Source organism: Pseudomonas sp. GR 6-02, from assembly GCF_001655615.1.
Taxonomy (GTDB): Bacteria; Pseudomonadota; Gammaproteobacteria; order Pseudomonadales; family Pseudomonadaceae; genus Aquipseudomonas.
This window is the reverse complement of record NZ_CP011567.1, coordinates 344,325-359,488: the sequence shown is the minus strand read 5'-3', so window position 1 is coordinate 359,488 and position 15,164 is coordinate 344,325. Positions and strand designations below refer to the sequence as shown.

The following is a 15,164-nucleotide window of genomic DNA, read 5'->3' as shown; positions in this document are numbered from 1 at the left end:
TCCAGTGTGGGAGCGGCGGTGCGCCGCCCCCACACTGGGGTCAAGTTGGCGCTTAGTATATCGATCAGGCCCAACGGACGTTGGGCCTTGCGCACATTTGTTGCTAAAAATTACTCCAAAGCCTTCCAGATATCCGTTGCGTACTCGCGAATGGTCCGGTCGGACGAGAACCAGCCCATCCGCGCGGTGTTCAATACCGCCGAGCGCCACCACTCTTTCGAGTCGTGCCAGTGAGCTTCGACCCGCATCTGCGCGTTCCAGTAAGAGTCGAAATCGGCGCAGACCAGGAAGCGGTCGTAGTCCACCAGCGAATCGATCAGCGCGGTATAACGGGACGGATCGTCTGGTGAGAACACCCCGCTGCGAATCGCTTGCAGCACGTCGTTGAGCCGATGGGAGGCGGCGATGTCCGGCGCGGCGTTGAATTCATGGTTACGCTTGCGCGCTTCCACTTGCTGGGCGCTGAGACCAAAAATAAACATGTGCTCGGCACCGATGCGCTCGCACATTTCCACGTTGGCCCCGTCCAGGGTACCGATGGTCAGCGCGCCGTTGAGGCCGAATTTCATGTTACTGGTGCCCGAGGCTTCGAAGCCGGCAGTGGAAATCTGCTCCGACAAGTCCGCCGCCGGAATGATGCTCTCGGCCAGGCTGACGTTGTAGTTGGGCAGGAACACCACTTTGAGCAAGCCGCGCACCGTCGGGTCGTTGTTGACCACCCGCGCAATGTCGTTGGTCAGCTTGATGATCAGCTTGGCTTGGTGATAACTGGCCGCCGCCTTGCCGGCGAAGATTTTCACCCGCGGTACCCAGTCGGTTTCCGGCTCGGCACGAATCGCCTGATACAGCGCGACGGTGTGCATCAGGTTAAGCAACTGACGCTTGTATTCGTGGATCCGCTTGACCTGCACATCGAACATCGCCGCCGGATTGACCGCGATCCCCAGCCGCTCATGAATCAGATACGCCAGGGCTTTCTTGTTGTGCAGCCGCTGTTCGGCGAACTGCTTGCGAAATGCAGTCTTCTCGGCAAACGGCTCCAGCGCGAGCAAGCGCTCCTCGGGGTTGTCCAGCAGATTCGGGCCGAGGGCGTCGACCAGCATGGAGGTGAGTTCGGGGTTGGCCTGATAGAGCCAGCGGCGGAAGGTAATGCCATTGGTCTTGTTGTTGATCCGGTCCGGGTAAAGCTTGTGCAGCTCGGAGAACACCGTGCTGCGCATCAGCTGCGTGTGCAGGCCGGACACGCCATTGACGCTGTGGGAACCCAGGAATGCCAGGTTACCCATGCGCACGCGGCGACCGTTGTCTTCCTCGATCAGCGAAATCGCACGCAGCACGTCGAAATCGTGAACACCTTTGGCTCGCAACGAGTCGATGTGCTGGGCGTTGATCAAGTAAATGATCTGCATGTGCCGGGGCAGCATCCGTTCCATCAGACTGACCGGCCAGGTTTCCAGCGCTTCCGGCAACAGCGTGTGGTTGGTGTACGACAGCGTGTCGACCGTGATCTGCCACGCCGCATCCCACGCCACGTCATAGACGTCGACCAACTGACGCATCAGTTCGGCCACGGCGATCGAGGGGTGAGTGTCGTTGAGTTGAATGGCGGCGTGATCGCCCAGGGTCAGCACCGAGGTGTGCATGTTGCGATGGCGACGCAACAAGTCCTGCAAGGACGCGGAAACGAAGAAATATTCCTGGCGCAGGCGCAACTCCTGGCCGGCCTCGTTGCTGTCCGCCGGGTAAAGCACGCGGGAGATACTTTCTGCCCAGGCCACTTCCGCGACCGCGCCCAAGTGGTCGCCCGCGTTGAAGCGCTCCAGATGCAATTCTTCCATGGCCCGGGCGCGCCACAGCCGCAGGGTGTTGACGCTTGCACCACGCCAACCGACCACCGGGGTGTCGTAGGCGATGGCCCGCACGGTTTCCGACGGAGACCAGACTTGCCTGGACTTGCCGGCTTCATCGGTCACGGTTTCGACACTGCCGCCGAAACCGATCGGGTAGGCCACCTCTGGTCGTTCGAACTCCCACGGGTTGCCGAAGTCCAGCCAGTGTTCGGTCTGCTCCTGCTGCCAGCCGTCGACGATGGCCTGGCGGAACAAACCGTGTTCGTAACGAATGCCATAACCATGGCCGGCGATGCCGAGGGTCGACATGCTTTCCATAAAGCATGCCGCCAGACGTCCGAGGCCACCGTTGCCCAGTGCCGCATCGGGCTCCAGTAGACGGATGCGTTCGATGTCGACCCCCAGTTCGGTCATGGCCTCGCGGGCCACATCGAGCAAGCCGAGGTTGCTCAGGCTGTCGTAGAGCAAGCGACCGATAAGAAATTCAAGGGATAGGTAATAAACGCGTTTCTGGCCTTTGCGGTAGATCTGCCGGGTGTGGTCCATCCAGTGCTCGACCATGTGATCACGCGCCGCCAGGGCAATGGCTTCGAACCAGTCATGGTCGAAGGCGTGATCCGGGTCTTTACCCACCGCGTAAGTGAGCTTGGTCAAGACGGCGTCGCGGAATGCGGCCACCTCTGCTTCGCGAACAAGTGGTTCTTGAGTCATCGATAAGACCTCGAGCGAGCGTGAAGTTGTCTGAGCCTAGTCGGTCTGACAGACCGTAGAGACTCTGGTTCGGCAGTTTTTCCTGTTAGTACGAGATAGATCGACATTACGTTGTCGTGGGCCAGAAACAATGCAGGGGCCGTGCCGGACACAGGACTATTTTGCGACAAGCAAAAAAAATCTGGCGAAAGGTTGTTCAAAAATCCACCAGTCCCGGTATGATCGCGCGCCCTGATGCACACGCTGGTAACAACCGATGATGAAGCCCAACCTGATCGCCGCCGCGGAAATCGATCGCCTCGATACCTGGGCCAAGTACTCTGCCCCAATGTGCGGCTCGTGCATGTCCAGCTGCTGCACGCTGCCGGTCGAGGTCAAGATCAAGGATCTGATCCGTATCGGCATCGTCGACGAATTCGAACTGGGCGATCCACCCAAGAACATCGCCAAGCGCTTGCAGAAGGAAGGGATTGTCGAGCGCTACAACCAGAAGTCCGAGATCTTCACCCTCCAGCGCATGAGCAACAACGATTGCCTGTACCTGGATCGTAAAAGCCGTTTGTGCACTATTTATGATAAGCGCCCGGACACCTGCCGCAACCACCCGAAGATCGGACCGCGGCCAGGGTATTGCGCGTACAAGCCTAAAGAAGTGGTGCGCGAGACCAGCAGCTCCAGCCGCACCCTCGAAAAGTTTTAAAGCCGCCTCGATCCCCGTAGCAGCTGTCGAGCCCCAGCGAGGCTGCGTTCGGCAGCGCAGCAGTCGCAGGCCTGAAAACACGATTTATATGATGCACCGCAGCGTTTGATTTCACGACTGCTGCGCAGTCGAACGCAGCCTCGCAGGCTCGGCAGCTGCTACAGCCAGACAAACAAAAACGCCCCCGGCCTTTCGACCGGGGGCGTTTTCATTCAGCCTGAGTTAACTCAGTTCTTGGCTTTCTTGGCAGCGCGGGTACGCTCGCCTTCGTCCAGGATCTTCTTACGCAGGCGGATCGACTTAGGTGTCACTTCGCACAGCTCGTCATCCTGGATGAATTCCAGGGCCTGTTCCAGAGTGAAGCGAACAGGTGGAACCAGGGCGATGGTTTCGTCTTTACCCGAAGCACGCATGTTGTCGAGCTTCTTGCCTTTGGTTGGGTTGACGCCCATGTCGTTGTCACGGCTGTTCAGACCAACGATCTGACCGTTGTAGATCTCTTGACCGTGCTCAACGAACAGCTTGCCACGCGCCTGCAGGGTTTCCAGGGAGTAGGTCAGCGCCTTGCCGGTTTCTACCGATACCAGAACACCGTTCTGACGACCGGACATGTCGCCGGACTTCATGGTGTCGTAGCGATCGAAGATCGAGGTCAGGATGCCAGCACCGTTGGTCAGGGTCAGGAACTGGTTACGGAAACCGATCAGACCGCGAGCAGGGATGTTGTACTCCAGACGAACACGGCCTTTGCCATCCGGCACCATGTTGGTCAGGTCGCCTTTACGCAGGCCCATCTCTTCCATGACCTTGCCCTGGGATTCTTCAGGGGTGTCGATGGTTACGTTTTCGAACGGTTCCTGCTTCACGCCGTCAACTTGACGGATGATCACTTCCGGACGACCAACGCCCATTTCGAAGCCTTCGCGACGCATGGTTTCGATCAGTACCGAGAGGTGCAACTCACCACGGCCGGAAACCTTGAACTTGTCAGCCGAGTCGCCTTCTTCAACGCGCAGTGCAACGTTGTACAGCAGCTCTTTGTCCAGACGTTCCTTGATGTTACGGGAAGTCACGAACTTGCCTTCTTTACCGCAGAAAGGCGAGTCGTTTACCTGGAAGGTCATGGAAACGGTTGGCTCGTCAACGGTCAGAGGCTTCATCGCCTCGACGTTGTCCGGCTGGCACAGGGTGTCGGAGATGAACAGCGAGTCCATACCGCTCACGCACACGATGTCACCGGCAAACGCTTCTTCAACGTCGATACGGTGCAGGCCGTGGTGACCCATCAGCTTCAGGATACGACCGTTACGCTTCTTGCCGTCGGCGCCAATGGCCACGACTGGAGTGTTCGGCTTGACGCTACCACGAGCGATACGGCCAACACCGATAACACCCAGGAAGCTGTTGTAGTCCAGTGCCGAGATTTGCATCTGGAACGGGCCTTCACGGTCAACTTTAGGAGCCGGTACGTTGTCGACGATCGACTGGTACAACGGGGTCATGTCTTCAGCCATGTCGGTGTGGTCCAGACCGGCGATGCCGTTCAGGGCCGAGGCGTAGACGACTTTGAAGTCCAGCTGTTCTTCGGTAGCACCCAGGTTGTCGAACAGGTCGAAGATCTGGTCCAGAACCCAGTCCGGACGCGCGCCTGGACGGTCAACCTTGTTGATGCACACGATTGGACGCAGGCCGGCTTCGAACGCCTTCTTGGTCACGAAACGGGTTTGCGGCATAGGGCCGTCTTGAGCGTCAACCAGCAGCAGAACGGAGTCGACCATCGACATTACACGTTCAACTTCGCCGCCGAAGTCGGCGTGGCCCGGGGTGTCCACGATGTTGATGTGGTAGCCGTTCCAGTTGATGGCGGTGTTTTTCGCCAGAATGGTAATACCGCGCTCTTTCTCCTGGTCGTTGGAGTCCATCACGCGCTCGTCGTTGAGCTCGTTGCGCTCCAGGGTGCCGGATTGACGCAAGAGTTTGTCTACCAGGGTGGTTTTACCATGGTCAACGTGGGCAATGATGGCGATGTTGCGTAGATTTTCGATCACTTGTGTATCTCGATCAGAGGATTCGGTGTGCTGACAAGTCTTGGCAGCGATTAACAGTAGCGTCCGTACAAGCCGTTACAACTTGACGGTGGCATCGGGGGGCCGGTGACGCAGGCCACAGGCAAACAGCCCCGGGCACTTAGCTCGGTCGATAAACGCGCACATTGGCATGCCCCTCACTGAGCAAATGGTGGGCATGCAGGCGACTCATCACGCCTTTGTCGCAATACAGCAGGTACTGGCGAGTAGGGTCCAGTTCCTTGAAACGAGCGTTCAGTGCATAAAACGGCATCGTCTGTACCTCGATACCAGGAAGCTCCAGCGGGTCGTCTTCGGCGGCATCCGGGTGACGGATATCGATGATGATCTGGCCCGCCAGCGCTTCGCTGACTTCTTCAATCTGCAAGTCCTGGCCCAATTCGTCGATCACCCGATCGATCGGCACCAGTTTGGCGTTCTCGAGCGCGCGCTCAAGGACTGCCATGTCGAATTCTTTCTCTTCGTGCTCCACGCGGTAGCGCTTGGCCGCCGTCTTCGGATTGACCGAGATGACCCCGCAGTACTCCGGCATGTGCCGGGCGAAATCGGCGGTGCCGATCTCGTTGGCCGTGTCGATGATGTCCTGCTTGTGACTGGCGATCAGTGGACGCAAGACCAGCTTGTCGGTCACGCAGTCGATCACGGACAGGTTCGGCAACGTCTGGCTCGACACCTGGGAGATCGCCTCACCCGTGACCAGCGCTTCGATGTGCAGTCGATCGGCAATTCGGGAAGCAGCGCGCAACATCATACGCTTCAAAACTACACCCATATGACTGTTATCGACTTTCCCGAGAATTTCTCCCAGAACTTCCTCGAACGGCACACTGACAAATAACACGCGTTGGGAGCTGCCGTACTTCTTCCAGATGAAGTGCGCGACTTCCATGACGCCCAATTCGTGGGCGCGTCCGCCCAGGTTGAAGAAGCAGAAGTGGCTCATCAGCCCGCGGCGCATGATCTGGTAGGCCGCAACGGTGGAATCGAAGCCGCCGGACATCAGTACAAGCGTCTGTTCCAGGGCCCCGAGCGGATAACCGCCGATGCCGTTGTGCTGGCTGTGGATCACGAACAACCGTTGGTCGCGAACTTCGATACGGACTTCGATTTCGGGCTTTTTCAGGTCGATTCCGGCGGCACCACACTGACGGCGCAACTGGCTGCCGACATATTTCTCGATGTCTATCGAACTGAATGGGTGCTTGCCGGCGCGCTTGCAGCGCACCGAGAAAATCTTCCCGGCCAGCGCATCGCCGTAGTGCTGCTTGCACTTCTCGACGATGTCGTCGAAGTCGCCCAGCGGGTACTCGTCGATCTGCAAAAAGTGCGCGATGCCCGGCGTGCAAGTCAGGCGCTCGCCCATCTCTTTCAGGACCTTGGGGTCGCTGACGCGGGTTTCCAGCTCGAGATTGTCCCACACACCGTTCACCACCACGGCCGGGTCCAGGTCGCGGAGCACGGTACGGATGTTTTTGGCCAACTGGCGGATGAAACGCATCCGTACCGGGCGGCTCTTGATGGTGATCTCGGGGAAGACTTTTACGATTAGTTTCATGAAAACAGCGCGCGCAGGGCCAGCCGAAAAAGGGGGGCGCGGATTATAGCGGAAATTGCTCAAGGTTTAACCAGTTAATGTGCAGAAGGTTTTGCATGCACCAAAACAGGTCATTTATGGAAATCGACGCTACATTACAGGGCGATATTTTGCGCTTTATGGTGCGCCGCCCCCTTGCAAGCGTGATATTGGGGCAAAAAACCCATGATGAGGCACTGGCATGCAATTTGCTCCCTTGTGAGGCAGGTTGCCATGGCAGAGTATTCGCGCCGGCATCACCCACATTTAAGGGCATCCATTACTAGCCCTAAGCCACCCGGAGGACACTATGTCGAAGTCGGTTCAACTCATCAAAGATCATGACGTCAAGTGGATTGATCTGCGCTTCACGGACACCAAAGGCACTCAGCACCACGTGACCATGCCGGCTCGCGATGCGCTGGATGAAGCTTTCTTCGAAGAAGGCAAAATGTTCGACGGTTCCTCCATCGCTGGCTGGAAAGGCATCGAAGCTTCCGACATGATCCTGATGCCGGACGACACCACTGCCGTTCTCGACCCGTTCACCGAAGAGCCGACCCTGATCCTGGTTTGCGACGTGATCGAGCCTTCGACCATGCAAGGCTACGACCGTGACCCACGGGCGATCGCCAAGCGTGCCGAGGAATACCTGAAGTCGACCGGTATCGGCGACACCGTATTTGTGGGTCCAGAGCCTGAGTTCTTCATCTTCGACGAAGTGAAGTTCAAGTCCGACATCTCCGGCTCGATGTTCAAAATCTACTCCGAACAAGGTTCGTGGATGTCCGACCAGGACGTGGAAGGCGGCAACAAAGGCCACCGTCCAGGCGTCAAAGGCGGCTACTTCCCGGTTCCGCCGTTCGACCACGACCACGAAATCCGTACCTCCATGTGCAACGCCATGGAAGAAATGGGCCTGACCATCGAAGTTCACCACCACGAAGTGGCGACTGCCGGTCAGAACGAAATCGGCGTGAAGTTCAACACCCTGGTTGCCAAGGCTGACGAAGTTCAGACCCTGAAATACTGCGTACACAACGTAGCTGACGCATACGGCCGCACCGCGACCTTCATGCCTAAGCCGCTGTACGGCGACAACGGTTCGGGTATGCACGTTCACCTGTCCATCGCCAAAGATGGCAAGAACACCTTCGCTGGCGAAGGCTATGCCGGCCTGTCCGACACCGCTCTGTACTTCATCGGCGGTATCATCAAGCACGGTAAGGCTCTGAACGGCTTCACCAACCCGTCGACCAACTCCTACAAGCGTCTGGTCCCAGGCTTCGAAGCTCCAGTGATGCTGGCCTACTCGGCCCGCAACCGTTCCGCTTCGATCCGTATTCCTTACGTGTCCAGCCCTCGCGCTCGCCGTATCGAAGCCCGCTTCCCGGATCCGGCAGCTAACCCGTACCTGGGCTTCGCTGCACTGTTGATGGCTGGCCTGGACGGCATCCAGAACAAGATCCACCCTGGCGATGCAGCTGACAAAAACCTGTACGACCTGCCGCCTGAAGAGGCGAAAGAGATCCCACAAGTTTGCGGCAGCCTGAAAGAAGCCCTGGAAGAGCTGGACAAAGGTCGTGCGTTCCTGACCAAAGGCGGCGTTTTCAGCGACGACTTCATCGACGCTTACATCGCTCTGAAAAGCGAAGAAGAAATCAAGGTTCGTACCTTCGTACACCCACTGGAATATGAGCTGTACTACAGCTGCTGATCCGGTAGCGCTGCACTACGCAGCGTGACAAAAGAGAGGCCTCCTTCGGGAGGCCTTTTTTGTGGGCGAACGTCTGTCATCGAATGCCCGGTTGCGTGCATCATGGCCTTCACCCGATAAAGTCGAGATCCTCCATGCGCCTACGCTCATCCCTTGCCTTGCTCACTGCCCTGCTGGCCAACAGCGCTTTCGCCAGCCCGGCACCTGCCGCCCTCGCCCCACTGCTTGGCACCATCGAGGAGCGCCTGGCGATTGCCGATCAAGTCGCGTTGAGCAAATGGGACAGCGGTAAACCCGTCGAGGACCGTCAGCGCGAGCGTGAGGTGATTGCCGGCGCCGTTGCCCTGGCACCTGCTTATAAATTGAGCAACGAAGCCGTCGAACAGTTCTTCTCGGCGCAGATCGAGGCCAACAAACTGGTGCAATACGCGCATTTGTCTGACTGGCATGCGCAAGGCAAGGCACCCGACGATCCTCGCCCCGACCTCGTCGGGCAGATCCGCCCGCAACTTGATCAGTTACAAAAACGCCTGCTGCAACAACTGGCCGATTTCAGCCCTTATCGCAACGACCCGCAGTGCCCGTCCTGGCTGGCCAAGGCCAATAAAACCGGCACCCAAGTATCTCTGCGCGAGCTCGCCAAGGTACGCGCCAGCGCTGAGTTGTGCAGCGCCAGCCGCTGAGCCGGCCTGCCGACATGCGCTGATGTGCTCTATGCTCAGCGCTTAGTCGCCACGAACGGAACAGGGCCGGACACTTGCCCAACGGCCAATGGAAGCCTGCAATGCGCTCATTGTTGTTATGCCTGCTCGTACTGATCGCCCTGCCCGCCGCTGCGCAGATCTATAAGTACACCGACGCCAATGGCAACACCGCCTACAGCAATCAGCCGCCCGACGGCGTCAAAGCCCGGCCGGTCGAATTGCCACCGCTCAACAGCGTCGAGCGTCAGTCGCCCAGCGAACCCGTAGCACCGCCGCAAGCCAGTAGCCGTGACCAACCGCACAGCGCCTATCAGGTGCTGGAGCTGAGCGGCCTGCCCACCGAAGAAGCCTTGCGCGCCAACGACGGCACGTTCACCGTCAGCGTATTGATCAATCCACGCCTGCAAGGCACTCATCGATTGAGGCTGTTACTGGACGGTCAACCCTACGGCCAGCCGAGCAACGTGCCGACTCTGCAACTGGTGAACATCGACCGTGGCGAACATAACCTTGCGGTTCAGGTGATCGACGGGCAAAACGTCGTGCAACAGAGCCCCACCGTGACGCTCACCGTGCAACGGGTGCATAAACCTTGAGGGCCTGGCTGTTGATCGCGTGCCTGGTCAGCCTGCCGGCGATGGCCGAGGTCTTCACATATATCGACGCTCAGGGTAATCGGGTCTTCACCGATCAGCCGGGCGCCCGCAATGCCAAACGTGTGCCGTTGGCGACAAGCAATCGAATGTCGGCCAACCCGAGTGGCGCAGCGCCCATGACCGCCGCGAAAACAAACCCGGCCAAACCATTGTTTCATTACGACATGCTTCGGGTGCTGGTGCCGGAACCGGATGCCACGATCCGTAGCAGTGCCGGTGAGTTGATCGTCAGCGTTACCAGCGAACCCGGCCTGCAACAGGGTCATCGTTACCGTTTGCTGCTGGACGGCCAGCCCACCGCCGAGCCCGGCCCCAGCCCGGTGTTCGCCCTGAGCAATATCGACCGCGGCAGTCACAACCTGTCGGTGGAAATCCTCGACGAACAGGGCCGCACCGTCGAACGCACGGCCAATCAACCGTTCCATATGCTGCGCATTTCCCTGGCGCAGAAACGCCAGGTCAAACCCTGCACCCTCACCGACTACGGCCAACGGCCGGAATGCCCCCTTAAAGACAAGCCTGAAGAAGAAAAAAGCGCCTTCTTGCCCTTCTTCTAACCTCGTTCAGGTTTGCGCACTATATTGGTGCAAACATCTGCACCATACCCACATCTCAGCCCATTTTGGTTCGAAAGTACTCGAAAAAACTGGCAGAACGCCATGCAAACGAGCGTAAAACGCCCGTTTCAGGCTCTAAACGCTTCTTTTCGGAGCCTTGGTTTGGTTTTTGCATTTTCCTCATACCGGCGCGTTATTCATGCGCATGCCCTGCTCCAAAAGAGGGAGTAGGGCGTGCTCACCGTAAATGGCGATCGCGCAAAGCCCCACGAGACGCAAGACTAGGCATGAGGAGAGAAGTTTGGTTGCTCCAAATGAACGACGAATAACGACGGATTGCGTCTCGTGGGGCTTTGCCCTTCGGGTTGGCGCTGTGATCGCGCCATGCTGCGTTGTAGGACTTGAAAAGGGAACGCCATTCTCTGCGTCCTACGCCTTGCCTGGCGCGATCACAGCGCCAACGCGATTCGCCATTTACGGTGAGCACGCCCTACTATGACCATTAGCGACGCACTACACCGCTTGCTACTCGACAACCTGACCACCGCCACCATCCTGCTCGACGCCGAACTGCGCCTCGAGTACATGAACCCGGCGGCGGAAATGCTCCTGGCCATCAGCGGCCAGCGTAGCCATGGGCAGTTCATCAGTGAGTTGTTCACCGAGTCCACCGAAGCGCTGAACTCCCTGCGCCAGGCAGTTGAGCAGGCACACCCGTTCACCAAGCGCGAAGCGATGCTCACCGCCCTCACCGGCCAGACCTTGACCGTCGACTACGCCGTGACGCCAATCCTGAGCAATGGCGACACGATGCTGCTGCTGGAGGTTCATCCTCGCGACCGCCTCCTGCGGATCACCAAGGAAGAGGCGCAACTGTCGAAGCAGGAAACCAGCAAAATGCTGGTGCGTGGCCTCGCCCACGAGATCAAGAACCCTCTCGGCGGCATTCGTGGCGCGGCTCAGTTGCTCGCCCGTGAGTTGCCGGAAGAAAGCCTGCGCGATTACACCAACGTCATCATTGAAGAGGCCGATCGCCTGCGCAATCTGGTGGATCGCATGCTCGGCTCCAACAAGCTACCGTCGCTGGCCATGTGCAACGTCCACGAAGTGCTGGAGCGTGTGTGTCAGTTGGTGGAGGCCGAAAGTCAGGGCTGCATCACTTTGGTGCGCGACTACGACCCAAGCATTCCAGATGTCTTGATTGATCGCGAACAGATGATTCAGGCAGTCCTGAACATCGTGCGCAACGCGATGCAGGCCATCAGCAGCCAGAACGAGCTGCGCCTTGGCCGCATCAGCTTGCGTACCCGCGCCATGCGCCAGTTCACCATCGGCCACGTGCGCCATCGCCTGGTGACCAAGATCGAGATCATCGACAACGGCCCGGGGATCCCCGCCGAGCTGCAGGAAACCATCTTCTTCCCCATGGTCAGCGGCCGCCCGGACGGTACCGGGCTGGGCCTGGCCATTACCCAGAACATCATCAGCCAGCACCAGGGCTTGATCGAATGTGACAGCCATCCAGGCCACACCACGTTCTCGATCTTTCTGCCACTGGAACAAGGAGCCACATCGACATGAGCCGTAGTGAAACCGTGTGGATCGTCGATGACGACCGTTCTATCCGTTGGGTCCTGGAAAAAGCCTTGCAACAGGAAGGCATGACCACCCAAAGCTTCGACAGCGCCGATGGCGTGATGAGCCGCCTGGCGCGCCAGCAGCCGGACGTGATCATCTCCGACATTCGCATGCCGGGTGCCAGCGGCCTGGACCTTCTGGCGCGGATTCGCGAACAACACCCACGGCTGCCAGTCATCATCATGACTGCCCACTCCGACCTGGACAGCGCTGTCGCGTCCTATCAGGGCGGCGCGTTCGAATATTTGCCCAAGCCGTTCGATGTCGACGAAGCCGTGTCGCTGGTCAAGCGCGCCAATCAACACGCACAGGAACAGCAAGGCCTGGAAGTCGTCCCGACGCTGACCCGCACCCCGGAAATCATCGGCGAAGCGCCGGCGATGCAGGAAGTGTTTCGCGCCATCGGGCGCTTGAGTCACTCCAACATCACCGTGCTGATCAACGGCGAATCCGGCACCGGTAAAGAGCTGGTGGCCCACGCCCTGCACCGTCACAGCCCACGGGCGGCCTCGCCATTCATTGCGCTGAACATGGCGGCGATCCCCAAGGATCTGATGGAGTCCGAACTGTTCGGCCACGAAAAAGGCGCGTTCACCGGCGCAGCCAACCTGCGTCGCGGGCGCTTCGAACAGGCCGACGGCGGCACGCTGTTCCTCGATGAAATCGGCGACATGCCGGCTGACACCCAGACTCGTTTGCTGCGGGTACTGGCGGACGGCGAGTTTTACCGCGTCGGCGGTCATGTGCCGGTGAAGGTCGATGTACGCATCATCGCCGCGACTCACCAGAATCTGGAAACCCTGGTGCATGCCGGAAAATTCCGTGAGGACTTGTTCCACCGCCTCAACGTAATCCGCATCCACATTCCACGGCTGTCGGACCGTCGCGAAGACATCCCGACCCTGGCCAAGCACTTCCTCAGCCGCGCCGCGCAAGAACTGGCGGTGGAACCGAAACTGCTGAAAAGCGAAACCGAGGAATACCTGAAAAACCTGCCATGGCCAGGCAACGTGCGTCAGCTGGAGAACACCTGCCGCTGGATCACCGTAATGGCTTCAGGTCGCGAGGTGCACATCAGCGACCTGCCGCCGGAGCTGCTGAGCCTGCCGCAGGATTCAGCACCGGTAACCAATTGGGAGCAGGCGCTGCGCCAGTGGGCCGACCAGGCTTTGGCACGTGGCCAATCGAGCCTGCTCGACAGCGCCGTACCGGCCTTCGAGCGGATCATGATCGAAACCGCCCTCAAACACACCGCCGGCCGCCGCCGCGACGCCGCCGTGCTGCTGGGCTGGGGGCGTAATACCTTGACGCGCAAGATCAAGGAATTAGGGATGAAGGTAGACGGTGGGGATGATGATGAGGGGGATGAGGGTTAAGTAGCCCTTTAATCATCGCCGTTCTGTAGATCCATTCGCGGGCATGCGTCGCTCCCACGGGATTTTCACCCGTCCTGAGCGAGGCTTGCCCGCGATGCTTTTGGGGCCACCGTGCACCGCGGCAATGCACCGTGAACCGCAATTGCGCACAGCAACCCGTCCCAAATCCCGCGTTCATCTGCAGGAAAAACCATACCGCAAAAACACAAAAGCCCCGGAATACGGGGCTTTCAGCGCTACTCAGCGATTTTTCATTCCAGCATATTAAAAACTGGCACGTCCCCTGCAATAGTCCAATCAGTGGTTCGATTCACTACCCAGTTTCGGGGACCTTGGTACAGGCAGGCCGGGGATTCCCCTCTTTATACCGGGCTCATACCGCAACAGCGACGAGCCCACCCGTTTTGGGGTCCTTGGTACAGGCAGGCCGGGGATTCCCTCTTTACACCGGGCTCACGACACAAAGCGCGAGCCCTCCCGTTTCGGGAACCTTGGTACAGGCAGGCCGGGGATTCCCTCTTTACACCGGGCTCACGACACAAAGCGCGAGCCCTCCCGTTTCGGGAACCTTGGTACAGGCAGGCCGGGGATTCCCTCTTTACACCGGGCTCACGATGCAATGCGCGAGCCCTCCCGTTTTGGGAACCTTGGTACAGGCAGGCCGGGGATTCCCTCTTTTATTGCTCTCGGAGATGGATCTCCAGCCGCCAGCGGTCATCGACCTTGCTACCGGCCCAGTCGCCCTGCAGGGGCCGGGCCGCCACCACCGTCAGCAACAATCCCCCATCACTCAATCGCGTTCGCCAGTTCACGTCCTTGCCGTTGAGCTTAAGCTGACCTTTCTGTGCACGGCCTTCAGCCTCGAACAACAGCGCGACACTGCCGTCGACCAACTCGCCGTGGGTTTTGGGCTCGTTGTTGAACCAAACCACCAGTCCATCATTGGTCACCTCGACCTGCTGCAAAACGCTGGGGTCGGGCGCAGTCAGACGACCGATCATCAGGCCCACCATCACCCCGACAATCGCCAGTGAACCCATCACCCGCAGGAATAGTTTCGAACGGGGATCGGCTTGCGGCGTAGAATGCTGCTCATCTTTACCTTCGGAGCCGTGCATGTTTCACGTCATCCTTTTCCAACCAGAAATTCCGCCGAATACCGGCAACGTTATCAGGCTGTGCGCCAACAGTGGCTGCCACCTGCATTTGATCGAACCGCTGGGCTTCGAGATGGACGACAAGCGCCTGCGCCGGGCGGGCCTCGATTACCATGAGTATGCCACCCTGCAACGCCACGCAGACCTCGCCAGCTGTCTGGAAAGCCTCGGCCACCCTCGGCTGTTCGCCTTTACCACCAAGGGTTCGCGACCGTTCCATGATGCCAGCTTCGCCGAGGGCGATGCCTTCCTGTTCGGCCCGGAAAGCCGCGGCTTGCCAGCCGAAGTGCTCGACGCCCTGCCCGGCGAACAACGCCTGCGCCTGCCCATGCGCGAAGGCTGTCGCAGCCTGAACCTGTCCAACACCGTGGCCATCGCAGTGTACGAGGCCTGGCGTCAGCTCGGGTTCAAGTAACCTCACGATCCGACTACGGGTTT

General features: G+C 59.1%; 12 protein-coding genes. 8 read left to right on the top strand and 4 right to left on the bottom strand.

Annotation, left to right across the window (positions count from 1 at the left end; all coding sequences use genetic code 11):
- Positions 1 to 110: 110 nt before the first annotated feature.
- Positions 111 to 2,561, bottom strand: coding sequence for a glycogen/starch/alpha-glucan phosphorylase (locus PGR6_RS01595; protein WP_064615887.1), 2,451 nt, complete (start codon positions 2,559 to 2,561; stop codon positions 111 to 113).
- A 259-nt stretch (positions 2,562 to 2,820) separates the two neighbouring features.
- On the opposite strand from PGR6_RS01595, the gene PGR6_RS01590 reads away from it, so the two are divergent.
- On the top strand, positions 2,821 to 3,261 hold the full coding sequence (locus PGR6_RS01590; protein WP_026286653.1) for a YkgJ family cysteine cluster protein: 441 nt from the start codon (positions 2,821 to 2,823) through the stop codon (positions 3,259 to 3,261).
- Positions 3,262 to 3,488: 227 nt separating this feature from the next.
- Here PGR6_RS01590 and typA read toward each other — a convergent pair whose 3' ends face one another.
- Positions 3,489 to 5,309, bottom strand: a complete 1,821-nt coding sequence (gene typA, locus PGR6_RS01585) for a translational GTPase TypA (protein ID WP_008028025.1) — start codon at positions 5,307 to 5,309, stop codon at positions 3,489 to 3,491.
- 139 nt (positions 5,310 to 5,448) lie between these two features.
- Entirely contained in the window at positions 5,449 to 6,903 is a 1,455-nt protein-coding gene (gene thiI / locus PGR6_RS01580) for a tRNA uracil 4-sulfurtransferase ThiI (protein WP_026286654.1), read from the bottom strand.
- A gap of 328 nt (positions 6,904 to 7,231) precedes the next feature.
- Here thiI and glnA point away from each other — a divergent pair, with 328 nt between their 5' ends.
- The 6 genes from glnA (at position 7,232) to ntrC (ending at position 13,569) form a co-directional block, all read left to right on the top strand.
- The gene (glnA, locus tag PGR6_RS01575; protein ID WP_018929197.1) at positions 7,232 to 8,638 is read left to right on the top strand and encodes a glutamate--ammonia ligase; all 1,407 of its coding nucleotides are present in this window, start codon (positions 7,232 to 7,234) and stop codon (positions 8,636 to 8,638) included.
- A 134-nt stretch (positions 8,639 to 8,772) separates the two neighbouring features.
- Positions 8,773 to 9,321: a chorismate mutase gene (locus PGR6_RS01570; RefSeq protein ID WP_064615886.1), complete on the top strand. Its 549-nt coding sequence runs from the start codon at positions 8,773 to 8,775 to the stop codon at positions 9,319 to 9,321.
- Positions 9,322 to 9,422: 101 nt separating this feature from the next.
- A complete protein-coding gene (locus tag PGR6_RS01565; protein ID WP_064615885.1) occupies positions 9,423 to 9,938 on the top strand; it encodes a DUF4124 domain-containing protein in 516 nt (171 codons plus the stop codon).
- Positions 9,935 to 10,555, top strand: a complete 621-nt coding sequence (locus tag PGR6_RS01560; protein WP_019020933.1) for a DUF4124 domain-containing protein — start codon at positions 9,935 to 9,937, stop codon at positions 10,553 to 10,555. The genes PGR6_RS01565 and PGR6_RS01560 overlap by 4 nt, the downstream gene beginning before the upstream one ends.
- Positions 10,556 to 11,050: 495 nt before the next feature.
- Positions 11,051 to 12,136: a nitrogen regulation protein NR(II) gene (gene glnL, locus PGR6_RS01555; RefSeq protein ID WP_018929201.1), complete on the top strand. Its 1,086-nt coding sequence runs from the start codon at positions 11,051 to 11,053 to the stop codon at positions 12,134 to 12,136.
- Complete coding sequence (gene ntrC / locus PGR6_RS01550) at positions 12,133 to 13,569, top strand: nitrogen regulation protein NR(I) (protein ID WP_018929202.1); 1,437 nt, start codon at positions 12,133 to 12,135, stop codon at positions 13,567 to 13,569. The genes glnL and ntrC overlap by 4 nt, the downstream gene beginning before the upstream one ends.
- A 677-nt stretch (positions 13,570 to 14,246) precedes the next feature.
- Here ntrC and PGR6_RS01545 read toward each other — a convergent pair.
- Complete coding sequence (locus tag PGR6_RS01545; RefSeq protein ID WP_018929203.1) at positions 14,247 to 14,687, bottom strand: hypothetical protein; 441 nt, start codon at positions 14,685 to 14,687, stop codon at positions 14,247 to 14,249.
- Here PGR6_RS01545 and trmL point away from each other — a divergent pair.
- A complete protein-coding gene (trmL, locus tag PGR6_RS01540; RefSeq protein ID WP_007939438.1) occupies positions 14,686 to 15,141 on the top strand; it encodes a tRNA (uridine(34)/cytosine(34)/5-carboxymethylaminomethyluridine(34)-2'-O)-methyltransferase TrmL in 456 nt (151 codons plus the stop codon). The genes PGR6_RS01545 and trmL overlap by 2 nt on opposite strands.
- The last annotated feature ends 23 nt before the right edge of the window (positions 15,142 to 15,164 follow it).